This is a genomic window from Leeia aquatica (assembly GCF_012641365.1).
GTDB classification, from domain to species: Bacteria; Pseudomonadota; Gammaproteobacteria; order Burkholderiales; family Leeiaceae; genus Leeia; species Leeia aquatica.
This window is the reverse complement of the sequence record NZ_JABAIM010000001.1, coordinates 784,363-803,760: the sequence shown is the minus strand read 5'-3', so window position 1 is coordinate 803,760 and position 19,398 is coordinate 784,363. Positions and strand designations below refer to the sequence as shown.

Sequence of the window (19,398 nt, the reverse complement as noted above, 5' to 3'; positions counted from 1 at the left end):
CCTCAAGGCAAGGCCACCGACCATTTTTGCGACAGGCGGGTGAGGGTGCCATTGGCCAGCAGCTGCTGGAACACCCGGTCCATATCACTGCGCAGCGCTTCAAAGCGCGGCTGTCTGGGGAAGGCCAGGTAGCCCACCTGGCTGCCCAGTGCGGGCTGTACGGGCGTGAGTTTGCTTATCAGCCCCAGCTGGATCAGCACGGGCTGGGTGTTGCGCTGGTTGACCGCCAGCAGATCAATGCGACCAAAATCCAGCATGCGCAGACCAGTTTCCACCTGATCGGCCGTGGTCAGCTCCAGGTTACCCTTGATGGCGTCAAACTGGGGGGTATACACCCAACCCGCCACCACACCCACTTTCTTGCCATACAGGCTGCTGGTGTTGCCATCCCAGTTAGGGCTGCTCCGACGGGCATAGAACAGGATTTCGTCCCGGTAGAACGGGGTGGCGGCGAAGGTAAAGCGCGCTATCCGCTCAGGGGTTTTATATGGCCCCACCAGTACGTCGGCCTGGCCCAGTTCAACCATCTGCTGCGCCCGGGGCCACGGATAGAGCTCAAACTGTATGTCGTAACCCAGCCGCTGCGCCAGCTCCCGCACCAGATCCACGCCCATGCCGCTAAATTCGCCATAGCCATTCTGTTCATAAATGCGGGCGAACGTCGTGCCGACCACGCGCAGCGTCTGCGCGTGCAGTGCCGTGGCGTGCAGCAGCAGGCAGCAAAGGCAGAAACGAAGCCAGATCAGGCGCATGTGCGGCTACCGGGTGGATGACTTTTCCAGCATAGCAGATGGCTGCTGGGGCGCGGCCCGCTGTGGGGTATCAGGGCAAGGCGACGGACCACTTCAGCGCCAGGCGCTTGAGGGTGCCATTGGCTTGCAGCTGCTGGAACACCCGGTCCATGTCACTGCGCAGCGCTTCAAAACGGGGCTTGCGGGGGAAGGCCAGATAGCCGACCTGCGTGCCCAGGCTGGGCTTGAGTGCAACCGGCCTCCGGCTCCACGGGCCCCGGTTGAGGAAGGGTTCGGCGTTGCGCGCGTCGGCCGCCAGCAGGTCAATGCGGCCAAACTCCAGCATACGCAGGCCCGTTTCCACGTTTTCCACGGTAGAGAGATTCAGGCTGCCTTTGATGGCATCAAAGGGCGTGGTATGCACCCAGCCCGCCACCACGCCGATCTTGCGACGGTGCAGCATGCTGATGTTGCCATCCCAGTTGAAACTGCCTTTCCGGGCGTAGAACACCATTTCGTCCTGGTAAAAAGGAGTTTCGGCGAAGAGAAAGCGGTCTTCCTGCTCGGCGGTCTTGTACAGGCCCACCAGCACGTCGGCCTGGCCGCTCTCGACCAGATGCAGTGCGCGAGGCCAAGGATAGAGCTCAAACTGCACATCGTAACCCAGCCGCTGCGCCAGCTCCTGCACCAGCTCCACCCCCATGCCCTGGAACACCCCCGCCCCCTGCTGCTCAAAAATGCGGGGAAACTGCGCGCCTGCCACCCGCAGGGTTTGTGCCGAGGCCTGCAGGGCCAACAGCAGCAGTACCGCCAGACTCATGCTCTGTATGATGCGACGCATGGCATGCACTCCTGCACAGGGGGTGTTTCATAGTGTAGCAGAGCCGCATTTTGGTGAAGCACCGAAGCATCGGCGCAATTGCAGGGGCTTACGCAGTAAGCGGGAGGGGTGTCTGTGCTTTGGCCTGGCTTTGGGTGTTTACTTGATTTGAACGAGTGTTCGTTCAGTATAATGCGCAACACCATCTTCAATGGAAGCAGGCGCATGAGCAAGGACCGGCAACAACAGGTAGCAGCAAAACGAAAGCAGATTCTGGAGGCCGCATTGGCGTGCTTCATCCATAAAGGTTTTCATCAGACCGGGATGCGTGAGATTGCTGACCGTGCGCACATCAGCGTGGGTAATCTCTACAACCACTTCCCCGGCAAGTCCGAGCTGGTAGCCGAGATTGCGGCGCTGGAGTCCGAGGAGATGGCAGCCTGCATGCAGCCACTTTGGGAAGCGGGACCTGCACTGCCCAGGCTGCGTCGCTTTGTGCATGCTTATCTGTGCAGCAGCATGCAGTTTGAAAACGTGATGCTGACGGTGGAGGTGATTGGCGAAGCTTTGCGCAATAGCGCGCTGGGCAAACTGTTCACGGCGAATCGGCTGCAAGTCATGCACGCCATGGTTGCTGTCATGGAACAGGGCATTGAGGAAGGCACGGTGTCGGCCGAGGGCCAGCTGCAGGAAGTCGCCAGCATGATGATCGACGCCATCGAAGGCGTGGCCATTCGCCTGGGCTTTCAGCGGCGCACCCTCAGCGAGGCAGAGCAGTGGGAGCAGGTGGATCTGTGTTGCCGCCTGTTGCGTACGCCGGGGGGGGCGTCATGAGTCAGCGTCTGCAAGGACTGGATTTGGCCCGTTTTGGTGCCTTTGTCGGCATGACGGTGGTGAACTTCAGCATGGCGATGGGCAGCTCACAGCAGGGCTGGCTCCTGCTGCAACATGCACTCGCCGCTTTGCAGGGGCGCGCTGCTGCAAGCTTTGTGGTTCTCGCGGGCATCGGGCTCGGATTGGCCGCTGCCCGGCAGGACTGGCAAGACAGCTGGCGCGTCACCTGGCGACGCGCACTGTTCCTGTGGCTGGCTGGCATGCTCAATCTGCTGATCTTCGAGGCCGACATCCTGCACTACTACGCCTGCTTCTTCCTGCTCGGCGTGCTCTGCCTGCGGCTGGCTAACCGGGCATTGTGGGCGCTGATGCTGCTGCTGCCCGCGCTCGCGGTGTGGGTGCAGGTGACGGGCCTCTACAACCAGGGCTGGCACTGGGCCAGCTGGCAGTATGTGGATTTCTGGACGGTGGCAGGCTTCATGCGGCACCTGCTATTCAATGGCTGGCACCCGCTGCTGCCATGGTTCAGCTTCTTCCTGCTCGGCCTGTGGCTCAGCCGCCTGCCGCTGACGGAGGCCCGCCTGCAACAGCGCATGGTATGGGGTGGGGGGCTGGCGCTGACGAGTGCCGTGCTGCTGTCACACTTGCTGACAAGGGCGCTGGCCGCACAGGGCGAGTTGGCCTGGATGCTGGATACCGGCCCGCTGCCGCCGTCGCCGCTGTTTGTGCTGGGCGGCTGCGGCGCAGCCTGCCTGCTGATCGGCTGCTGCCTCATCCTGCACCGGCGCTATGCCGACAGCCCCCTGCTGCCCTGGCTGATCCGCCCCGGCCAGCAAACGCTCACCCTCTACCTTACCCATATCCTGCTCGGCATGGGCGCACTGGAGGCGCTGGACCTGCTGCAAGGGCAAAGCCTGAACCTGACCTGGCTACTGGCCCTCGGCTTCGCCCTGCTGGCCATCCTTTACGCCTGGCTGTGGCGACGCTGGTTCCAACGCGGCCCGCTGGAAGCACTGATGCGGAGGGTGGCGGGGTAGGGGCGTGATATCGTGGTCTCTCCACGCGGCTGCACTATTTCCCGGTAAAAGGGGGCACTTTCTTGACAAGATCGATGAAGGATTCTGCAATGCTTGTCAGTTTCGTCAGCACCTCACCCCATGGGGTATCCGGATATGAATCATTTGGACTGTTCGTGCTGCTGTGGCTGCGACTGGTTTCACCAAACACCCGGCGGATCAGGATGAACAGGATGATGGTGGGCGGGATGATCAGGGAAGAGCCCAAGAGTAGCAGATGCCAGTCAAATGCGGGGTAGGCAACGGGAACCGCAACCGGGGAAGACGCGGAGGCTGGGAGGGTTACAACTTGAGGCCCATGAGGGGTGCTGGTTGCAAATGTGGTTACCCGGCAGACAAAGATAATGAAAGTGATTGCCAGTAAGCCTGCAAAACCCATGGCAAACCCGATAACCCAATTCCGGTGTTTGCTCTGCTGTTTGAGCATATCCAGCGTCGAGTTTTCCCGTTGCCCCAGCCTATCTAATGGAGCATAAACCTGATGGATTTCTGAGGCTTTGTCATTAGATAGATCTGGGGTATTGCTCACTGTTTCTCCAGATAACCAAGGTTGATCAGCCGAAACTGGATTGCAGCTTCAGATACCCGGAAGAGCTTGGCCAAGCCTTCAATGGTGTATTCTTTTTTGACCTGAAATGCCCATTCGATAGCGTCAGGCGGCATCAGCAAATTGGCTGCAAACCGGTTGGCTGCTGCCTCTTTGGCTTGCTGAATGCCGGACCGGAATTGCTCACTGGTATCCCGATACATGCGGTGCTGGCCGTCCAGATGCCCCAAGACATAGTGACCAATCTCATGGGCTACAGTGAAGCGCTGACGGACCATGGAGTCTGAGCTGTTGATACGGATCAGATAGCTGTCATCCGCTTGCCACTCGATCATGCCGCTTGCATCCAGGCCCGGCTCACGCTGAATCACGAGCCCCAGACGCTCAGCCAGTGTATCTACGGGGACCGGGATGGTGCCATCCCAGTAATGGTCCAGCACGCCAGCAGCAGACCTGATTTTATGTGTTGTGCTATGTGTCATCATGGAACACCTCCGTCAGTGTTTGACGCCAAGGCGTTAATAAACATGGTGATTCTGTATGGTTTTATAAAGAATGGCAATCAGGATTTCCTGAGTGCATTAGTTATACCTTACAGAACATTCGTTCTTTTATCAATACTGTGATGGAGTGCCGTTGATGTCGCCAAGCGGGGTGCAACATGTGGCTAGCCCCTCCCCCTCCAGTGCTGCTACCAGCCAACGCTCTTCCAATGCTGCGCGGCGTTCGCGCAGGCGGCGGGCGTGGGCGGCCTGCTCCTTGGAGGGGGGCAGTGGTGTGGGGGTGTCGTCATCCGCAGGGTAATCCAGCCAGTCGGTATCGGGGTGCATATGGGCCTCGCAAGCGTGCAGGGGGCCTGCCCGCTGTGTGGAACAGCGGGTGGGCGGGGTTATCGGGGTGGTGAGGCGGGCTAGTCGCCCTGGTAGCGGCTGCTGCCGTAGCCCATCAGGGTAGAGAGGCTGGCTGATGCCACTGGGCGCGGGGGGCGGGCAGGCGTGAGCCGCAGTTGCAGCAGGCTGATGCGCTCTGCCAACCGGGCCAGCGCCTGACGTTGTTGAGCGGCCAGCTCGGCCAGCCGTTGTCGCCTGCCCTGTTGCAGCGCATCCGGCTGCAGCAGCCCGATCAGCGCAATCTGCGCGTCTACCGTCTCTCGCTGTTCCTGCTGCAGGGCCTGCCGGGCCGACTGCAACTCACGCAACTCGGCGCGGTCGTTATCCGCGCGCAGGCTGGCAGTGGTGTGGCGGATATGCTGGATCAGGGGGGCGATGGACATGGTGTCTCTCCGTCAGGGTGAGACGATTATACCCTTTGATATATTCATGTCAATGCCTTTTGGTATATTTGGAGGCGCCCGCCACCCAACAAGATGGCGGGCAGGTGCAGCTTACTCCGACGGCATGCCCGCAGCCGTCCAGGCCTGAATGACTTCGCGCGGACTCGCCCCCTGGCACAGCAGGCGATGCACCTGCATGAAAGCTGCCCCTTTGGGGCGCAGGGGCTCGCGTAACTCCTCGCGCACAGGCAGCGTTTGCTCATTCTCCCCTTCGAGGCGTGCATACCCCTGTGTCACCTGGGTGTTCAGGGAGCTGCAGTTGTGCAATACCTCCAGGGCCAGATACATTAGACCAGGCTTGGCGTGATCCAGACGCATGCGGTAAGTCAGCAGGCTGCCCGTGCGTTTGACACTGTTAAAGTCCAGATAGAGTGGCTCTGTCTTGATAATCCACAGCCGCTCCTCGGCATGGCAGGACAGGGCGCACAACATCAGCAGGGCAGGCAGCAGTCTGGACATGGGTTGCTCCGGGGCGGGGTCAATGAACGACCAAGCCTACGCGCTGCAAGCTGAACCGTAGATGAGTGGATTGAAGAATGCCGTTCGGTATAAACGCGCCCTTCCAGCTCACTACTTCAGCCTGCGCCTGCCCATTTGACATGATGCAGCCTTGCACTTAGGCTGAAGCTCCTCCTCATAGACATCCACCATGCCGCAGCACTTGCCCTACTGGCACGCCCGCATCAACCCCGGCCCCGCCGCCATCACCGAGGTCAGCGAGTACGAGGGCGGTGAAGACCTGGCGCTGGTGTGTACCCAGCTTGGCAACACCCATACCGCCAGCCAGCAGAAAAAGATTGTCGAAGCCTGGTGCCAGTTCTTCGCGCAACCGCGCCCCGGATTGCGGCGGCTGTGGCTGCATTCAAAGGTGCCGCAAGCGCTGTTCAACAGCCTGTGCCAGCAATCCCGGCTGGAGGGGCTGTATATCAAGTGGAGTGGCATCACCGACCTGAGCGCCATCGTCGGTCTGACCGCCTTGCAGCACCTGCACCTGTGCGCAGCCGGTGTGACCGACCTCACCCCGCTGGCCCGCTTGCAAACACTACAAAGCCTGGCGCTGGAAGGGCTGTACAAAGTATCCGACTATCGCGCCGTGGCAGCCTTGCAGCGCTTGAGTGCGCTCAACATCTGTGGCGACGGCGTGGCCTCCAACCGCAAAGCCCCGCTGGACACCTTGCACCCCCTCACCCAGTTACCCGCGCTGCAAGCCCTGTGGCTGGTCTGGGTCAAACTGAAGCAAGGCAGCTACGCCGAGCTGGCAACGCTGCGCTCGCTACGCCAGCTCAAGCTGATTGGTGTACCACTGAGCGAAGCGGAGCGCACCCAGCTACTGGCGCTGCCCCTGCTGGCGAAGGACCATGTGCTGGACCGGCTGCTCCTGCCTGGCGATGTGGCATGATGTCGCCGTCGTGACCATTCAGACTGACGCCGGTCTACCGGCGATAGACATGAGACCAAAGATGACCAAGCCTATTGACATGAAGAAGTATCACGAAAAAGCAAGCGCCCGGATTGCGCATGTAAAAAGTCATCTTGAGGGGTTCCATGACCCTGTTGAAGGGATAAAGCGAGCCATTCAATTTCTAACCGAGGGTACGGGAAGCCGAAGCGGCTGTTTGCTTAGATTGAGCAGCTATTTGTCTGCTGAAGCTGTATGTAGCTGGTTCGTTGAACAAGATATTCATGCACTACGTCAATGGAGCTTTGTTTGCGCAAGCGTGGAAAAAGCCTATCTGCCACTTTCAAAAAATTTGGGCAGCCCTGGCGCGCAGGTCTTGGGTTTGCTGTTTCCTCTGCTGTCCAACCATCCCGGGGTGATTGAATGGTTTACTGCTTACGACCGCTTGTTTAACCTCGACCGGGTCGAGAATCACAAGACCGAGAATTTCCGTGCTTACAACGCGATCGTAGCCCTCCGCAAAGAGTGGTCGCGGCTCAAAACCCGCTGCGAGCGGGTCCTGTCGGATCCGCCGGGTGCCAACAGCGAGCGGAGGTTCCAAGTGGATAACCAGTTCTTCCTGGCCTTGGCAGATGGCAATATGGAAGGGATGCAATCCGCACTTCAGGAGTTGGTATCCCCTGCGGTGATCCGCGGGCGATCCAATCTGGAAAGTGGTTTCACTGACGGGCTGATTTCCAGCTACGCGGTGATCTACGCCAAGATTGCTCACCTGGCGGGGTATCCGGTCACCATTGATTCACCCTACTTGCCATTGGCGTGGCTGGATGGCACACCTTTGCCGCACTACGAGCAGCCCTACTCATTTCTGGAGGAAGGCTGACGAGAAGACATGCCTGTCTACCGGTGAGATATGGTGAAAGTGCCATGCCAAAATCTGTAGCACGTATCCTTTGGACAGGTGGCAGCCTGTATGTCCTGCTGGTCATCCTGGCCTATGCGTTGTCTGTGGGGCTACCGGATGCAGCATCCGCCGCGACCCTCCGCATGCGCATGCAGGCTGCAGGATGCCAGCAATACCGGCATGTCCGGGCGGCCAACCCGTTGGACATTGCAGACTTTTACCTCAATACGCGCTATTGGCTGGCGGAGTATCGGGTGTCACAGCAGGTGATGGCGGATGCGCGCTGCCAAACCGTGTTGCAAAGTACCCTGCGCCCGATGTCGCATGGCGTCAGTGCTGCCGTAGTAGATGAGGCTGGTGAGGTGGTCGGCATGTTCAAGGGTGGTGAGTGAGCCTGTAGATGAATACCCCTCTCCGCCATCGTGACAATAATCAGTCCCTGCACAGCTACGCCGATGAGGTGTGGGTGCGTTGCGTGCGCTGTGATGCGCCGGGGGTGGTACGGGCGACGTGGTCGCCGTATCGTTGGGATGCGCGGTTTCGGTGTGGGCAGTGCCTGGCACTATTGACGAGCGCGGCGGGGGATTGGGTGGGGCCGGTTGCGTTTTACGGGCGGCGGCCCTGTAGGCATTGCGGGCACAAATGGCTGAGCGTGCGCGTGCAGCGGGAGGCCGCGCCTGCACAGCGGCCCGGCGAATGGCCTGCACTGTGCCCCGCCTGTGGCCGGACGTCACAGGTAACTGTAGAGATGGGGCGGGTTCATGTAGCCGAGTCGTGCCGCGATCCGCACTTTGGCCTGCCGCTACGGCTGACCACACCGACCCGCCACGGTACGCTGTGGGTATACAACCCGCGCCATCTGGCGGCGCTATCCAGCTATATCCACGCCTCGCTACGTGAGCGCCACGGCGCCCATCACTACGCCATGCTGTCGCGCCTGCCGCGCTGGATGAAGCTGGCCCGCAACCGGGCGGAGCTGACCAAGGCGCTGGCGCGGCTTGAGGCCTTGCGCCAGGGCTGAACTGGCAGACTGTGATAGTCCTGCTATCATGACAATGTCCCATTTTAAAGACTTTGGCATATTTGACCATGCCGCCGTAGCGGTGCTTGCACTGCAGGCATGCTGACATGGGTGTGGGGTCTGATCGGGACAGCGGGTGATTCGCTACTGGGCTCCGGCCTCCGTGGCACCAGCCCGCATGCAGTGTCTTCCCACTTTCAGCGCGCAGGAGAATGTTCATGACATCAGGGGTACGTTTGCTTTTGGGTTTGGCCACATGGCTGACTTGGGGTGTGATATGGGCCGGGCCATTTTCCTTGCCCACCACGTTGCCACCCGCAGCGCGCCAGTTTCCGGTCTGGCAGAATTCCGGTGCGGTTACGTGCCTGCCTGCGGATACCAACGCGGGAGGGCAGACCTCGTGCAGCCGCTTTGCCACCCACCGCTTTACCGCCAATCAGGGTGACCAAGGCTTCTATCTGGTCAGCCTGCGTGCGCCCAGCAGCCATTGCGCCCCCATCATGTATGTGGTGTTTCTGGATGTGCTGGATGGCGGCACCACCCCGTACTTCTTTGGTGCGCTGCATCCCGGTGCATCGGCCTCGCGCCTGATCCGCGCCGCTGCCGGGCCGCATGTGCTGACCATCGGCGCCTACGGTGACACGGGGCTGGGGGGCTGCAACACCTCGGGGATTCAATCCTGGTCAGTAGATGTCCGGGTGGAGGCTGAAAACACGCCTGGCTGAGCCTGCACGCTTCAGCGTGACGAATAGGGTACCTCGATCAGCAGGACACGGGCGGTGGGGATGAGCAGGCGGCGTTTGTTTGGCTTGTCCTCTACCGTCAGGAAGGTCGGGCTGCTGGCTTGCAGGATGCCGCGTACTACTTGCCGGTTGTCCAGCTCGATGCGCAGCGTTTTGCCGAGGTATGCGTTGAGGCCATCCGCTGCCGGGGTGTAGCTGGTCGATGTGTCGCCGGTATTGTCCGCTTCGGCATAGCTGGAGCTGGCGCGGGCTTGCTGTACCCACTGGCGGCTGCCATCACGGCCAATCAGCTCCACTGCGTCGATCTCATTCCAGCCTGCCACCTTGACGGAATCCAGATAGAGCTTGATCTGGCGTGTGGGGCGCTTGCCGTTCAAGGGTAGCTCCGCCACGTGCCCCGTGTTCCCCAAGAGCGGGTCCTGACCTTCCCATAGCGGGGTTTCCTTGCCTTGCGCATCCAGTGCGGTGACTTTGATCACCGCGCCGGGGTTGAAGGTCTCAAACACCCGCAGCTGGCTGGGGACCACGCTGCGGGCGTAGTCCAGCAGCAACCATTCCATCTGCCCATCCTCGCTGAGCGAAGCCCAGGCGGTGACGAAATCACCCTGTCCCGGTGTATTGGGAGCACCCACCACCTGCTCCGGTCCCCAGGCGCGCAGGGCGGCTGCGTGCGAAGTGGTGGCAAGCAGGCTGAGGGCGCAGGTCAGTGTAAGGGCTATGCGGCGCATGGGTGGGCTCCGGAGCAGGTCAGCAGGTTTCCCCTCACAGACCGGAAAGTATGATCTTGGTTCCTGTTACCTTGTTGTTCGGTGATGGGGCACTCCGAGCGGCACGACACTGCTATGCTGTAGGCGAATTGCCCCTGGTATTAAAGTGGATGGACCATGAAATTTCCCCCTTTGCTGGCTGAGCTGCACGCGCTGGACTATGACACCGATGAGGACGATGGCCTTTATTTTGAGCCGCTGTCGGCCTTTCTACCCAAGAAAGAAACCAAGCGCTGGTTCCGGGCCTGGACTGGCAATCCGGAGGCTGATGGCAGTAGCCTGAAGGTGTTTGCAGAAGATGGCGCGGGCGGGATGACGGCCTTCTGGCAGGTGTTGCCTGATCTGCCGTTGCTGATGCAGCCGGTGGTGTTCCTGGGCTCCGAGGGTGAGCGAGGCGTGGCGGCGCGTGATTTCGACGATTATCTGTGGCTGCTGGCGCAGGGCCACGCTGCTGCCGAGGCCGTCAGCTACCCGGACGATACCCGCAAGCGGGTCAAAGCCTTCAAGCGGTTTGCCAAACAACATGCTCCCAGCCGCAAGCGGCCCGTTTCCCGGATTGTGGCGGAGGCTGAGGCGGCTTTCCCGACCTTCCGTGCCTGGGTGAACGCACAATGTGCGGATGGGGACAGTACCGACGCGGCGCTTGCAGTGTGCTGGCGGGCGGTGGATGAGGCCGTGGTTGATGGCGTGCCGCAGTTGATCGGCAGCCTTCGCCATGAGGAGTGGCCCGCAGCGATGCGATTGCTGCACCGGCTGGACGAACCGGCTGCAGCATCGCTGTGCGCCCTTAAGGATGAGAACGACTTGTCACCCGCCGCCGTGGCGCAGGCGCTGGCTGCCTTGCTGCCCTGGCTGGCGCAGGTGCATCCATCAGGCGAAAGGGTGCTGCTGGAGCGAATGATTGCGGTGCTGGCCTATGCCCAGTCCCGGTCATGCCGCTTGCGAATCCAGCCCGGCGGGCAAGACGGTGGTGCGGGATCAGCCGTTTGATGGATTAACCGGAAAGGTGGCGCTGCCATGACCCTGAAAATACTGATCATCGCTTTGTTGATAGCCAACCTGCTGATGACGTGGCGTGTGCTGCAATCGGCTGAACTGGGCGGGCGGCGAATGGGGCCGGTGCTGATGATCTGGGCGCTACCGCTGCTGGGGCTGCTGTTGGCGCAGGCCATGCTGGGTGGGGCAGGGTGGGCTGGCGCATCCATGAGTGACGATGATGATGGGCCTGACCTCAGCTACAGCAGCAGTAACACGTGGGACTCATCTGCTGATCCCCCATCCGAGGCGGCTTGCGTGAACGACAGCAGCGATCCAGGGGGCAGCAGCGACGACGATCATGACAGCTGCGATAGCAGTGACAGTAGCGACAGCAGTAGCGACTGACTGGTTGCTCAGGGGGCCAGCTTTTCCATTTCCCGCTCGATGGTAGCCACATCGGGCTTGCCGTTGCACAGCAGGGTGTTCAGCACCCCCGCCATGGATTTGCTGCTGGCGGGGGTCCGCCGTATTTGCTCGGGGGCCAGCTTGCTGATGACTGGCGGATGGCCGGGGTGATGCTCCTCGCGTGCCGTCAGCCAGGTATCGCCGGTGCTGCAATCCACCGTCGTTTCATACAGGGTGAAGTCCTCTGGGTCGAACTGATGATCCAGCCGGACCTGATAGCTGATCAGGCTCTGCTGCGTACGCACCGCATCCAGATCCAGTCGCATGGTGCCATTCAGCCAGGCCCAGTTCTCGGCATGCAGCGGCAGTGCGCTCAGCAGCAGGGCAAGGGGCAGGGCAGTACGCATGCGGGTTCCATGATGGGGGCAGCAGCAGAGCAGGGTAACACGACTTAAGGCACGCTAGCGGCTTTTGGCGGTTCATAGGGCATGATATCAACCAGCGGCGGCGGGAACAGCGCGTTTTCGATGCTGGCGGCATCGGCCCCGCCTGCGCATAGCTTGCGGCTCAGAAAACCAAGCTCCGAACCCAGGGCCAACTTCACCGGCCGCGTGACAGGAGGGAGCGGCGCCCCTCTGCCCCAACCCAGCCGTATCGGCTGAACCAGCGCATCGTGCGGCTTGTGGAAGCCCGTTGGACCATCCGGGCGATGCAGATACAGACGCGGGAAGCGGGTGAGGGTGGATTTGCAATCCGTCGCCACCTCAATGAACAGGTAGTCGTTTGCATCATCCGGGTTATCCCAGCGGATGGGGTAGATCACTGAAGCATTGCGGTACTTCAGCGCTGCTAGATCGACCCGGCTATGCTCACCTACCCGCGCCCATGACTCGGCATGAGCCGACAGGGCGCACAGCAGCAGGGCGATCGGCAACAGTCTGGGCATGGGTATCCGCAGGTGTGTCATGGGGGGGGCTGCCTTGAGCAGCACGCCAAGTTGGGCCGGTACGGCTGACCGGCCACCATGGCAAAGCCGGTTTACGGCGCGCTGGCCGGTTTTTCCGGGCTGGGCGCAGTGCTTTCAGCCGGTGCCTGATACAGCGCCTCTTCAATGGTTTTCACGCTGGCTTGCCCGCTGCAGAACAGGTTGTTCAGGAAACCAATCGGCGAATCCTTGGGCGGGTTGCCATGCTTGGCGCTCTCACCGGTCGGCTTGCGGAAAGCCGCTTTCTTGCCGGGGTGATGCTCATAGATGCGCGAGAAATAGGTATCACCCGATTTACAGTTGGCCACGATCTCCGTGAACATATAGTCGTTCGCATCTTTCGGGTTGTCCCAGCGCACCTGATACGTCACCGAGCCACTCTTGAGCTTCACCGCGCTCAGGTCGATCCGGTTATCGTTACCCACACGGGCCCACTCCGCCGCTTGGGCAGACAGGCCGCACAACAACAGGGCGACCGGCAAAAGTTTACGCATCGTCATTTGTCCTTGATGGAAAAGCCAACCATGCTTGGTCCCCGCAGGCCCGCCAAAGGTTCCCGCGCCCAGCCCGGCAGCGGGCACAGACTAACACAAGCCGGGCGCGGGCAACATCACAACGGCTTAAGCCTTTTCCACCAGCATGGCTGTCAGCTTGCGCACCACCGGCAGCACCAGCAGCAGGACAGGGAAGGCAATCAGCCACGAAATGCCCCAGGCACTCAGCCAGCGGCTGGCAAAATGATCCACCCAGCCCACATTGCGCAGGGTACTGATCAGCGACACCACGCAGGTCATCAGCAGGGACAGCAGAAACGGCATCACAATACCAGCATAACGGGCCGGCAACTTGCGCGAACGGGGGGTAACAGCATCAACGGATTGCATTGCAGGATTCTCCTCAAGCCAGCCACATCAAGCACCCGGCCAGACGGCCGCTGCACCGGACAGACCGGCAGCATGGGTGCGTTGATTGACGTAAACGCTTACGGCGAATCCTGAAAGGAAAGGCAGGGATAGTCTGGCAGCGCGGAGGGCGGGCTGTCAAGGCGCAGCAAACATCACATGCAGAGTTCTGCAAATGATGTTTGCTTAAGATGCTCTGTTAAATCATGTGGACATACTTGCCGCTGGGGATGTTGGCTGAGAGGGCGGAACATCCGTGCTGAGGCTGGAGGCGAGGATGATGGTGGTTAACACCTTGAAAAAAGGGCGCTTTACCCACTGAAGTCGAATTTTTATGTGTACTTTTACCACTATGAATCTCCAAAAAAAGATACACAAAATTCGCTCGATTTTGAACGAAATGTGTATATAAATTACTTGACTCTTTTTGGCAGGAAACGTAGATTATGCTGCTTAGTACTTTGCTAAATTTTCCCATCTAGCCAAAGCACAATCATTGTTGCCTGCTTGCCAGTGTCAACGATTATGACGGTGCCCCTCTGCAAAGGGGCTCTGTCATCTTTGGATTGTCGCGCACTTTCATTTTGGTTCGCAAGCTTCCGGACACTGCCGAAGTTCCGTTCTCAATCCCCATGCCCTGGACCTTTGCCCACCTCGCCGCGGTCTTGCCCTTGCAACGGCTCAAGCTGCCCCTGACCGGGCTGGCGCTGGGCAGTATTGCGCCAGATCTGGGCTACTACATCGGACGGTTTGACTGGGCGACTCAGGCGCATACGGTGAGCGGGCTGGTCACCCATTGCCTGCCGGTGGTGCTGCCGCTGGCGTGGTTGCTGGTGCTGCTGTTGCCGCTGTGGAGCGCGCCGCTACCCGAGCCACATCGCAGCGCGTGGCGGCACGCACCGCGCCCCTGCTTCTGGCCAGGAATGGACCTGCTGCGCATGCTGCTGGCGCTGCTACTGGGGGCGGCCACGCATATCGTGTGGGACGCCGCCACCCACTACCACGGCTTATTCGTGCAGACCTGGCCGGTACTGCGGGAACCGCTGCTGGTGCTGGGCGGCCGAACGGTGGCCGTGTACAGCGTGCTGCAGCATGGCAGTACGCTGTTCGGCGTTGGCGTGCTGACGGTGGCTTATCGCCGCTGGCTGCGCAGGGTGATGCCGGAGCGTGCAACGGCGACCGACCCCCACCCGCTGCACGGCTGGGGTGGGCTGCTGTTGCTGGTGCTGCTGGCCTTTGCCGGTGGCGCCCTGCTCAGCCTGCGCGACGCCTGGCCCGGCATCAGCAGCGAATCCCTGCTGGTCCGCACCACCATTCACGCCACCAGCCTGTTCGCGCTGACGTATGCCGCGCTGGCGGTTGGACTATGGCTGCGCGAGCGCCGCTGAGGACGTCTCACTCATCCCGGTCTTGCTGCTGATCCTCCCACTCCGCCAGCCAGCCATTGACGAACAGACTCACGGCGGTCACGGCTACGCCAGGCCAGAAACCGAGCGAACAAAAATGATCCCCCGCCCAGCCGCCGAGCAGGAAGATGGCGATCCAGAGCAGAATGAGCAGGATATTTTGCAGCATGCGTGTCAGTCGGCTTGACCCACAGGGTTCATGGCTGTGATTCCAGATGCGCACGCAGTATCGGCCAGGTTTCCCGCAGATAGGTCCGTGCGTCCTCGTTGTGCGGTGCCGCCTGCGTCAGCAGAAATTCAATGGCCGGGCTAAAGGCAGTGGTTTTCTGGGCGAACGCTTGTTGAATGAGTTGCATGGCACTGCAGAAGTGGTCTAGCGCGGTGGCTTCACCAATCGCTTCTTTCTGGGCGGTGTCATGCTCAGCAAGCCGGGCTGGATGCCAAATGGCGAAGAGCCCCAGAATCGCCGCTCCCAACTGACGAGCCGCCTGATCACGGTCATGCAAGCCGAGCTCAGCAAGCGGCAGCTGCATGAACACCCGGCTGGCGCCATCGGCTTTTTCCACCTTTGCCATGCACAGCGCACTGCTGTCATCCAGATAGAGTTCCAGTCTTGGTGTCATCATGTGCTCTCGTCAACGCTGGCGGTATTTACAGGGGAGGCAATACTTCATCAATACGCCGTCGCATCATCCACCCGATACAGGCTTACGGCTTCGCCGTGGGCGTAGTGTTCGGCATCGGCCTTGCTGGAGGCTTCCAGATACTTGCAGGTCTGTTCCGAGGCGTGTGCGGGGGTATTTATGGCTGCTTTTCCACAGACCTGCGCTCAGTGTTGCACATCGCGCAGAACCTTGCTTGCGGCGTGCGCAAGGGTTTGCCGCACACATGGCATGGCGGCCCGTACATACTGAGACGATGGTGAGATAAGGCGTTGACGTTGGACGCCTTGAACCCGGTAAGTTTTTCATACAGAGCCAGGGCCTCGCTGCCATCCACTTGCTGCTGCGCTTCGCCCAGTGAGCAACCATGCTTTTTCCGATATTGCATGATCTGGGACACCCTGCTCGAGAGGAGGGGTTCGACCAGAGCCCACTCTTCCTCCGTGAGCATGGGTAATTCAATTTGGCAGCGCCAGCAGTAGAGGATGCGTGACATAAGTGATAGCTGTTTTACAAGGATCTTTAAAAAATTGGCTATGAGAGAATTGATTCAGGTACGACGCCTCTTTCAAAAAAATCCTTGAAGACCTGCTCTACAATGGTGTAATCACGACACAGGAGGCTGCCAGGCCAGAGATGTCCGTACATCTCTACACTAGGGTAATTATGGATCATGCCGTTATAAGTCCTTACCTCTGTGATACTGTCAGTGAGTCCGTTGTTGTATGTCGAAGAAATAAAATAATAGCCACCTGAGGATTCTACTGAAACGTCTAATGTTCCTGAGTCAGGTTCAGGGTAGATGCTAAGAGATAAAGAGCCACCAAAGAATTTCAATTTCTGTAACCGGTAATTTACCTCATGCCACTCTTTTATGTAAGCAGAGCCGCTTTTAGGTGAGCCATGCCATGACATAAAATGTTGTTGTTTGATGCGCGAGTCCATAATTTACTCCTGCTACTACTGGAAACAGGGGCGTGAATATGTATTGCTATTTCTCTACGTTACACATATGCACTCTGTAGAGTTAAAATCCCCGCAATCTGTGCACCTCGGATTCGACTATTTTTATTACTAACTCATCACCCGCAACGTACTTCTCAAACCAGTTTTCAATGCGGGCCAAACTTTCCGGCAATATATCCAAGCATGGAGACAACGAGCCATCATTTTCAATAATAGTACCGGCTGGTATAATGTTATTGCTAAAAGAAAACAATGCAGCTGGTGCGAGATCAAGCTCCGATCCTTCGCTATTCGGTACCACATATAGCCAAGGTGCTTTGTCCATTTCTATTATGGATAACACTAGATATTCCGCCCCTCGATTAAGGCAGAAATCATAGTCTAAAGGCCTTACAGATTGCCTATAAGGCGACAGATCTACATTGCCGGGAATTTCGGCTAGAGAAGAATATAAGCACATTGCTTTAATCAAATTTTACCTTCAGTTGGGTTGTGCTCATAATTAACAAGGTTATCACTGCTCCTCTTTTTTGAATTTAAAATCCATTGGCTTTCCGGGTCACGGGCCGTGGTTGAATGCATAGATTTGAGCCTTACTCCACCACCCGCAGCCCTGGCCAGCGTTGCTGAAACTGTTTGCCCTCCAGCCGTTGCAGGAAGGTGGTGCGCGGGACGCGGAGGGGGTTCCAGCGCAGGGTGAGGCGGAAGAGGTCGTCGAGGCTGCAGGGGGCGGCGAGGGTGAGGCGGTCGTCGGCTTCCAGTCGTACGCCGATGGCGGTAGCGGTTTCCGGCCAGCCGACGATGCCGTCCTGCGCGGAGGTGAGGGGCGGGCAGGGTTGGCCGAAGCGGGCCGGGTACCACTGGTGGACGAGCGCCTGATTCACCGCTTCCCAGTGTGGGCCGGTGTGGCCAGCATTGAGCCGGGTTTGCAGCGCGGCTTCGTCCGCCAGCGTGGCCTCCGGCTGATAGTAGACCAGATCAATGTCGTCGCAGGAGGGCTGGGCAGGGTAGCCATGCAGATGGTCCCATACCCGGTTGCGGATGGCTCCGGCGCCGATGTACCAGTCCGGCAACGCCAGCGCGCGAGCCTGCTGCAGCCAGTCCATCAGCCACGGCGTCTGGTGGACCAGCGCACGCAGGGTGTCGGCGTGGCTCATGCCAGCGCGGGTACACTGTGCAGGGTGGGCTCGATATGGCGCCGCATGCGGGCCACGCAGTCTTCCTTTTCGCCGACCGGGGCCACATAGTGCATGGCGCTGCAGGCTGCTTCCAGCCCTTCCAGCCGGGCAATCACCCAGCAGGCGAGGTATTGCGAGGCCAGGCAGCCGCCTGCGGTGGCGAGGTTGCCGGAGACAAACAGTGGCTGGTTCAGCACGTCCACCCCGGCGGCTTCCACCCACGGCTTGGTGGTGAGGTCGGTACAGGCGGGTATGCCGTGCAGCAGGCCCAGCTTGGCCAGCACCAGCGTGCCGGAGCACTGCGCGCCCAGCAGCTGCCGTGCCGGGTCCAGCTGCAATTGCGCCATCAGCGCGGTATCCGCCACCACTTCGCGGGTCTGCATGCCGCTGCCGACCAGCACTACATCCGCTGTGGCGGCTTCTGCCAGCGTGGCCTGGGCGTGCAGGGTCACCCCATTCATGGAGCGTACGGTGGGGGTAGGGCAGGCCAGCGATACACGCCAGTCTGGCTTTTTGATACGGTTGAGGATGCCGAGGGCAATCAGCGAATCCAGCTCGTTGAAGCCGTCAAAGGTGAGGATGGCAATGTGCATGAGGAGCGCTTATCGCGGTGATGGGTTATTCTATGCCTTGAGCCCCTCAGGGCGCCAGCACCGGCAAGGAGGCATCAGCCGAGTGCAACTACCCGGTTGCGGCCACCCTGTTTGGCGAGGTAGAGCGCACGGTCAGCGCGGGCGTAGACGCGGTCGGCCGTTTCATCCGGGTGGGCCAGGGTCAGCCCGATGGACACCGTGTAGCGGAATGCGGGCTGTTCCCCCAGGGACACTGGCTGAGCGATGTCCTCACATAGGCGGGTCAGCACGGTGGTGACATCGTGCGGTTGCAGGTCGGGCAGGATGAGCAGGAATTCCTCGCCGCCTAGCCGGCCAAAACGATCACTGCGGCGCAACTGCCGCTGCACCCGCGCCGCAAAGTTCACCAGCACCCTGTCGCCAAATGGGTGGCCGTATTGATCGTTGATCTGCTTGAAATGGTCCAGATCCAGCACCGCCAGACACAGCGGGCGGCCGGATACCGCCAGCCGTTTCAGGTCCCGCTGCAGCAGGCGCAGGATGTGCGAACGGCTGCTGATCTGGGTGAGGGTATCGGTCTGCTTGTCCCGTACCGCACGCTGCAGCGCTTGCCGCAAGGCGCGTTCATCATGGCGCAGCTGGGTCACATCACAAGCCTGGCACAGCATCCAGCCATTGTGCAGCAGGGTTTCAGTCATCCAGATCCAGCGGCCATCGCACAGATCGGCCTCGAAGCTGCGCACCGGCAGCTTGCCGCGCCGGGTGCTGACTTGGCGTAGCCAGGTGTCGATATCCTCCGTTTCGATTAATGAGCCCTCACGCCGCGCATGGTTGCGCCGCATCAGGCTGGCCCAGCTGATTTGCTCCCCTTCGGCCACCCCAAAGGCATGGCAGAATGATGGATTGGCGTATTGCAGCACATCCTGCTCATCAAACAGGGCCACCAGCAAGGGCGATTGCGCAGCAGCCTGCCACAGCAGCTCCGGCGGCAGGCGGGATTGCCAGCTCATGGCGTAACAGCCGTGGTCAACGAGGGGGAGGTCATCACCGTATACATGCTAAGCAAGGTTTCGGGCGAAATCAGGGTGTCGGTGTCCGGTAGCTTGCCTGAAGCGTAGCAGTGCGGGCGGGGAACACAAGCCCGCCCGGTCAGACGGCCCGGCACGGCA

General features: G+C 60.1%; 29 protein-coding genes. 10 read left to right on the top strand and 19 right to left on the bottom strand.

The features are described 5' to 3' along the window. Nucleotides 1-2: 2 nt before the first annotated feature. Nucleotides 3-752 carry a substrate-binding periplasmic protein gene (locus HF682_RS04110; protein WP_168875958.1) on the bottom strand — a complete coding sequence of 250 codons (750 nt, stop codon included), beginning with the start codon at nt 750-752 and terminating at the stop codon, nt 3-5. A gap of 70 nt (nt 753-822) precedes the next feature. Further along, nucleotides 823-1,572 (bottom strand): substrate-binding periplasmic protein, encoded by a 750-nt coding sequence (locus HF682_RS04105; RefSeq protein ID WP_168875957.1) that lies wholly within the window; start codon nt 1,570-1,572, stop codon nt 823-825. A 204-nt stretch (nt 1,573-1,776) separates the two neighbouring features. Here HF682_RS04105 and HF682_RS04100 point away from each other — a divergent pair, with 204 nt between their 5' ends. Further along, the gene (locus tag HF682_RS04100; RefSeq protein ID WP_168875956.1) at nt 1,777-2,385 is read left to right on the top strand and encodes a TetR/AcrR family transcriptional regulator; all 609 of its coding nucleotides are present in this window, start codon (nt 1,777-1,779) and stop codon (nt 2,383-2,385) included. Next, on the top strand, nt 2,382-3,422 hold the full coding sequence (locus tag HF682_RS04095) for a heparan-alpha-glucosaminide N-acetyltransferase domain-containing protein (RefSeq protein ID WP_168875955.1): 1,041 nt from the start codon (nt 2,382-2,384) through the stop codon (nt 3,420-3,422). The genes HF682_RS04100 and HF682_RS04095 overlap by 4 nt, the downstream gene beginning before the upstream one ends. A gap of 34 nt (nt 3,423-3,456) precedes the next feature. On the opposite strand, the gene HF682_RS04090 is transcribed toward HF682_RS04095, so the two are convergent. From HF682_RS04090 to HF682_RS04070, 5 genes are all read right to left on the bottom strand, one after another. Next, the gene (locus HF682_RS04090; protein ID WP_168875954.1) at nt 3,457-3,990 is read right to left on the bottom strand and encodes a hypothetical protein; all 534 of its coding nucleotides are present in this window, start codon (nt 3,988-3,990) and stop codon (nt 3,457-3,459) included. Next, the gene (locus tag HF682_RS04085; protein WP_168875953.1) at nt 3,987-4,493 is read right to left on the bottom strand and encodes an ImmA/IrrE family metallo-endopeptidase; all 507 of its coding nucleotides are present in this window, start codon (nt 4,491-4,493) and stop codon (nt 3,987-3,989) included. Before HF682_RS04085 ends, HF682_RS04090 begins: the two co-directional genes overlap by 4 nt. Nucleotides 4,494-4,622: 129 nt before the next feature. After that, entirely contained in the window at nt 4,623-4,838 is a 216-nt protein-coding gene (locus tag HF682_RS04080; protein ID WP_168875952.1) for a hypothetical protein, read from the bottom strand. Nucleotides 4,839-4,918: 80 nt separating this feature from the next. Further along, nucleotides 4,919-5,281 carry a hypothetical protein gene (locus HF682_RS04075; RefSeq protein ID WP_168875951.1) on the bottom strand — a complete coding sequence of 121 codons (363 nt, stop codon included), beginning with the start codon at nt 5,279-5,281 and terminating at the stop codon, nt 4,919-4,921. A gap of 111 nt (nt 5,282-5,392) precedes the next feature. Then, nucleotides 5,393-5,800: a hypothetical protein gene (locus tag HF682_RS04070; RefSeq protein WP_168875950.1), complete on the bottom strand. Its 408-nt coding sequence runs from the start codon at nt 5,798-5,800 to the stop codon at nt 5,393-5,395. A 190-nt stretch (nt 5,801-5,990) separates the two neighbouring features. Between HF682_RS04070 and HF682_RS04065 the strand changes: the two genes are divergently transcribed. The 5 genes from HF682_RS04065 (at nt 5,991) to HF682_RS04045 (ending at nt 9,390) form a co-directional block, all read left to right on the top strand. Continuing rightward, nucleotides 5,991-6,740 (top strand): leucine-rich repeat domain-containing protein, encoded by a 750-nt coding sequence (locus tag HF682_RS04065; RefSeq protein ID WP_168875949.1) that lies wholly within the window; start codon nt 5,991-5,993, stop codon nt 6,738-6,740. Between the two features lie 61 nt (nt 6,741-6,801). Further along, nucleotides 6,802-7,623, top strand: coding sequence for an Imm49 family immunity protein (locus HF682_RS04060; protein ID WP_168875948.1), 822 nt, complete (start codon nt 6,802-6,804; stop codon nt 7,621-7,623). 44 nt (nt 7,624-7,667) lie between these two features. After that, a complete protein-coding gene (locus HF682_RS04055) occupies nt 7,668-8,036 on the top strand; it encodes a hypothetical protein (protein WP_168875947.1) in 369 nt (122 codons plus the stop codon). A gap of 356 nt (nt 8,037-8,392) precedes the next feature. Next, on the top strand, nt 8,393-8,665 hold the full coding sequence (locus HF682_RS17690; protein WP_205881896.1) for a hypothetical protein: 273 nt from the start codon (nt 8,393-8,395) through the stop codon (nt 8,663-8,665). 218 nt (nt 8,666-8,883) lie between these two features. Continuing rightward, nucleotides 8,884-9,390 (top strand): hypothetical protein, encoded by a 507-nt coding sequence (locus HF682_RS04045; protein WP_168875945.1) that lies wholly within the window; start codon nt 8,884-8,886, stop codon nt 9,388-9,390. 11 nt (nt 9,391-9,401) lie between these two features. On the opposite strand, the gene HF682_RS04040 is transcribed toward HF682_RS04045, so the two are convergent. After that, nucleotides 9,402-10,136: a hypothetical protein gene (locus HF682_RS04040; protein WP_168875944.1), complete on the bottom strand. Its 735-nt coding sequence runs from the start codon at nt 10,134-10,136 to the stop codon at nt 9,402-9,404. Nucleotides 10,137-10,292: 156 nt separating this feature from the next. On the opposite strand from HF682_RS04040, the gene HF682_RS17685 reads away from it, so the two are divergent. Continuing rightward, nucleotides 10,293-11,165, top strand: a complete 873-nt coding sequence (locus HF682_RS17685) for a hypothetical protein (RefSeq protein ID WP_205881895.1) — start codon at nt 10,293-10,295, stop codon at nt 11,163-11,165. 27 nt (nt 11,166-11,192) lie between these two features. After that, complete coding sequence (locus tag HF682_RS04030) at nt 11,193-11,558, top strand: hypothetical protein (RefSeq protein ID WP_168875943.1); 366 nt, start codon at nt 11,193-11,195, stop codon at nt 11,556-11,558. A gap of 8 nt (nt 11,559-11,566) precedes the next feature. On the opposite strand, the gene HF682_RS04025 is transcribed toward HF682_RS04030, so the two are convergent. The 4 genes from HF682_RS04025 to HF682_RS04010 form a co-directional block, all read right to left on the bottom strand. Then, nucleotides 11,567-11,965 (bottom strand): hypothetical protein, encoded by a 399-nt coding sequence (locus HF682_RS04025; RefSeq protein WP_168875942.1) that lies wholly within the window; start codon nt 11,963-11,965, stop codon nt 11,567-11,569. A gap of 44 nt (nt 11,966-12,009) precedes the next feature. Then, the gene (locus HF682_RS04020; RefSeq protein ID WP_168875941.1) at nt 12,010-12,504 is read right to left on the bottom strand and encodes a hypothetical protein; all 495 of its coding nucleotides are present in this window, start codon (nt 12,502-12,504) and stop codon (nt 12,010-12,012) included. 92 nt (nt 12,505-12,596) lie between these two features. Next, nucleotides 12,597-13,037, bottom strand: coding sequence for a hypothetical protein (locus HF682_RS04015; protein ID WP_168875940.1), 441 nt, complete (start codon nt 13,035-13,037; stop codon nt 12,597-12,599). A 126-nt stretch (nt 13,038-13,163) separates the two neighbouring features. Then, nucleotides 13,164-13,427, bottom strand: coding sequence for a DUF2798 domain-containing protein (locus HF682_RS04010; RefSeq protein ID WP_168875939.1), 264 nt, complete (start codon nt 13,425-13,427; stop codon nt 13,164-13,166). A gap of 650 nt (nt 13,428-14,077) precedes the next feature. Between HF682_RS04010 and HF682_RS04005 the strand changes: the two genes are divergently transcribed. Continuing rightward, on the top strand, nt 14,078-14,833 hold the full coding sequence (locus tag HF682_RS04005; RefSeq protein ID WP_168875938.1) for a DUF4184 family protein: 756 nt from the start codon (nt 14,078-14,080) through the stop codon (nt 14,831-14,833). A 7-nt stretch (nt 14,834-14,840) separates the two neighbouring features. Here HF682_RS04005 and HF682_RS04000 read toward each other — a convergent pair whose 3' ends face one another. The 7 genes from HF682_RS04000 to HF682_RS03970 all read right to left on the bottom strand — a co-directional run bounded on the left by HF682_RS04000 (nt 14,841) and on the right by HF682_RS03970 (nt 19,239). Further along, nucleotides 14,841-15,020 carry a hypothetical protein gene (locus HF682_RS04000; protein WP_168875937.1) on the bottom strand — a complete coding sequence of 60 codons (180 nt, stop codon included), beginning with the start codon at nt 15,018-15,020 and terminating at the stop codon, nt 14,841-14,843. A gap of 28 nt (nt 15,021-15,048) precedes the next feature. Continuing rightward, nucleotides 15,049-15,477 (bottom strand): hypothetical protein, encoded by a 429-nt coding sequence (locus HF682_RS03995; protein WP_168875936.1) that lies wholly within the window; start codon nt 15,475-15,477, stop codon nt 15,049-15,051. A 175-nt stretch (nt 15,478-15,652) separates the two neighbouring features. Continuing rightward, the gene (locus HF682_RS03990; protein WP_168875935.1) at nt 15,653-16,009 is read right to left on the bottom strand and encodes a hypothetical protein; all 357 of its coding nucleotides are present in this window, start codon (nt 16,007-16,009) and stop codon (nt 15,653-15,655) included. Between the two features lie 38 nt (nt 16,010-16,047). Then, nucleotides 16,048-16,458, bottom strand: a complete 411-nt coding sequence (locus HF682_RS03985) for a DUF6911 family protein (protein ID WP_168875934.1) — start codon at nt 16,456-16,458, stop codon at nt 16,048-16,050. 614 nt (nt 16,459-17,072) lie between these two features. Continuing rightward, entirely contained in the window at nt 17,073-17,636 is a 564-nt protein-coding gene (locus HF682_RS03980; RefSeq protein WP_168875933.1) for a nucleotidyltransferase family protein, read from the bottom strand. After that, nucleotides 17,633-18,250: a DJ-1/PfpI family protein gene (locus HF682_RS03975; RefSeq protein WP_168875932.1), complete on the bottom strand. Its 618-nt coding sequence runs from the start codon at nt 18,248-18,250 to the stop codon at nt 17,633-17,635. Before HF682_RS03975 ends, HF682_RS03980 begins: the two co-directional genes overlap by 4 nt. Nucleotides 18,251-18,324: 74 nt before the next feature. After that, the gene (locus tag HF682_RS03970) at nt 18,325-19,239 is read right to left on the bottom strand and encodes a sensor domain-containing diguanylate cyclase (protein WP_168875931.1); all 915 of its coding nucleotides are present in this window, start codon (nt 19,237-19,239) and stop codon (nt 18,325-18,327) included. Nucleotides 19,240-19,398 lie beyond the last annotated feature (159 nt).

Excerpts from the sequence above, each read along its gene's own strand:
- HF682_RS04110 (WP_168875958.1), bottom strand. The coding sequence starts at position 752 with ATGCGCCTGATCTGGCTTCGTTTCTGCCTTTGCTGCCTGCTGCTGCAC.
- HF682_RS04105 (WP_168875957.1), bottom strand. The coding sequence starts at position 1,572 with ATGCGTCGCATCATACAGAGCATGAGTCTGGCGGTACTGCTGCTGTTG.
- HF682_RS04100 (WP_168875956.1), top strand. The coding sequence starts at position 1,777 with ATGAGCAAGGACCGGCAACAACAGGTAGCAGCAAAACGAAAGCAGATT.
- HF682_RS04095 (WP_168875955.1), top strand. The coding sequence starts at position 2,382 with ATGAGTCAGCGTCTGCAAGGACTGGATTTGGCCCGTTTTGGTGCCTTT.
- HF682_RS04085 (WP_168875953.1), bottom strand. The coding sequence starts at position 4,493 with ATGATGACACATAGCACAACACATAAAATCAGGTCTGCTGCTGGCGTG.
- HF682_RS04080 (WP_168875952.1), bottom strand. The coding sequence starts at position 4,838 with ATGCACCCCGATACCGACTGGCTGGATTACCCTGCGGATGACGACACC.
- HF682_RS04075 (WP_168875951.1), bottom strand. The coding sequence starts at position 5,281 with ATGTCCATCGCCCCCCTGATCCAGCATATCCGCCACACCACTGCCAGC.
- HF682_RS04070 (WP_168875950.1), bottom strand. The coding sequence starts at position 5,800 with ATGTCCAGACTGCTGCCTGCCCTGCTGATGTTGTGCGCCCTGTCCTGC.
- HF682_RS04065 (WP_168875949.1), top strand. The coding sequence starts at position 5,991 with ATGCCGCAGCACTTGCCCTACTGGCACGCCCGCATCAACCCCGGCCCC.
- HF682_RS04060 (WP_168875948.1), top strand. The coding sequence starts at position 6,802 with ATGACCAAGCCTATTGACATGAAGAAGTATCACGAAAAAGCAAGCGCC.
- HF682_RS04055 (WP_168875947.1), top strand. The coding sequence starts at position 7,668 with ATGCCAAAATCTGTAGCACGTATCCTTTGGACAGGTGGCAGCCTGTAT.
- HF682_RS17690 (WP_205881896.1), top strand. The coding sequence starts at position 8,393 with ATGGGGCGGGTTCATGTAGCCGAGTCGTGCCGCGATCCGCACTTTGGC.
- HF682_RS04045 (WP_168875945.1), top strand. The coding sequence starts at position 8,884 with ATGACATCAGGGGTACGTTTGCTTTTGGGTTTGGCCACATGGCTGACT.
- HF682_RS04040 (WP_168875944.1), bottom strand. The coding sequence starts at position 10,136 with ATGCGCCGCATAGCCCTTACACTGACCTGCGCCCTCAGCCTGCTTGCC.
- HF682_RS17685 (WP_205881895.1), top strand. The coding sequence starts at position 10,293 with ATGAAATTTCCCCCTTTGCTGGCTGAGCTGCACGCGCTGGACTATGAC.
- HF682_RS04030 (WP_168875943.1), top strand. The coding sequence starts at position 11,193 with ATGACCCTGAAAATACTGATCATCGCTTTGTTGATAGCCAACCTGCTG.
- HF682_RS04025 (WP_168875942.1), bottom strand. The coding sequence starts at position 11,965 with ATGCGTACTGCCCTGCCCCTTGCCCTGCTGCTGAGCGCACTGCCGCTG.
- HF682_RS04020 (WP_168875941.1), bottom strand. The coding sequence starts at position 12,504 with ATGCCCAGACTGTTGCCGATCGCCCTGCTGCTGTGCGCCCTGTCGGCT.
- HF682_RS04015 (WP_168875940.1), bottom strand. The coding sequence starts at position 13,037 with ATGCGTAAACTTTTGCCGGTCGCCCTGTTGTTGTGCGGCCTGTCTGCC.
- HF682_RS04010 (WP_168875939.1), bottom strand. The coding sequence starts at position 13,427 with ATGCAATCCGTTGATGCTGTTACCCCCCGTTCGCGCAAGTTGCCGGCC.
- HF682_RS04005 (WP_168875938.1), top strand. The coding sequence starts at position 14,078 with ATGCCCTGGACCTTTGCCCACCTCGCCGCGGTCTTGCCCTTGCAACGG.
- HF682_RS04000 (WP_168875937.1), bottom strand. The coding sequence starts at position 15,020 with ATGCTGCAAAATATCCTGCTCATTCTGCTCTGGATCGCCATCTTCCTG.
- HF682_RS03995 (WP_168875936.1), bottom strand. The coding sequence starts at position 15,477 with ATGATGACACCAAGACTGGAACTCTATCTGGATGACAGCAGTGCGCTG.
- HF682_RS03990 (WP_168875935.1), bottom strand. The coding sequence starts at position 16,009 with ATGTCACGCATCCTCTACTGCTGGCGCTGCCAAATTGAATTACCCATG.
- HF682_RS03985 (WP_168875934.1), bottom strand. The coding sequence starts at position 16,458 with ATGGACTCGCGCATCAAACAACAACATTTTATGTCATGGCATGGCTCA.
- HF682_RS03980 (WP_168875933.1), bottom strand. The coding sequence starts at position 17,636 with ATGAGCCACGCCGACACCCTGCGTGCGCTGGTCCACCAGACGCCGTGG.
- HF682_RS03975 (WP_168875932.1), bottom strand. The coding sequence starts at position 18,250 with ATGCACATTGCCATCCTCACCTTTGACGGCTTCAACGAGCTGGATTCG.
- HF682_RS03970 (WP_168875931.1), bottom strand. The coding sequence starts at position 19,239 with ATGAGCTGGCAATCCCGCCTGCCGCCGGAGCTGCTGTGGCAGGCTGCT.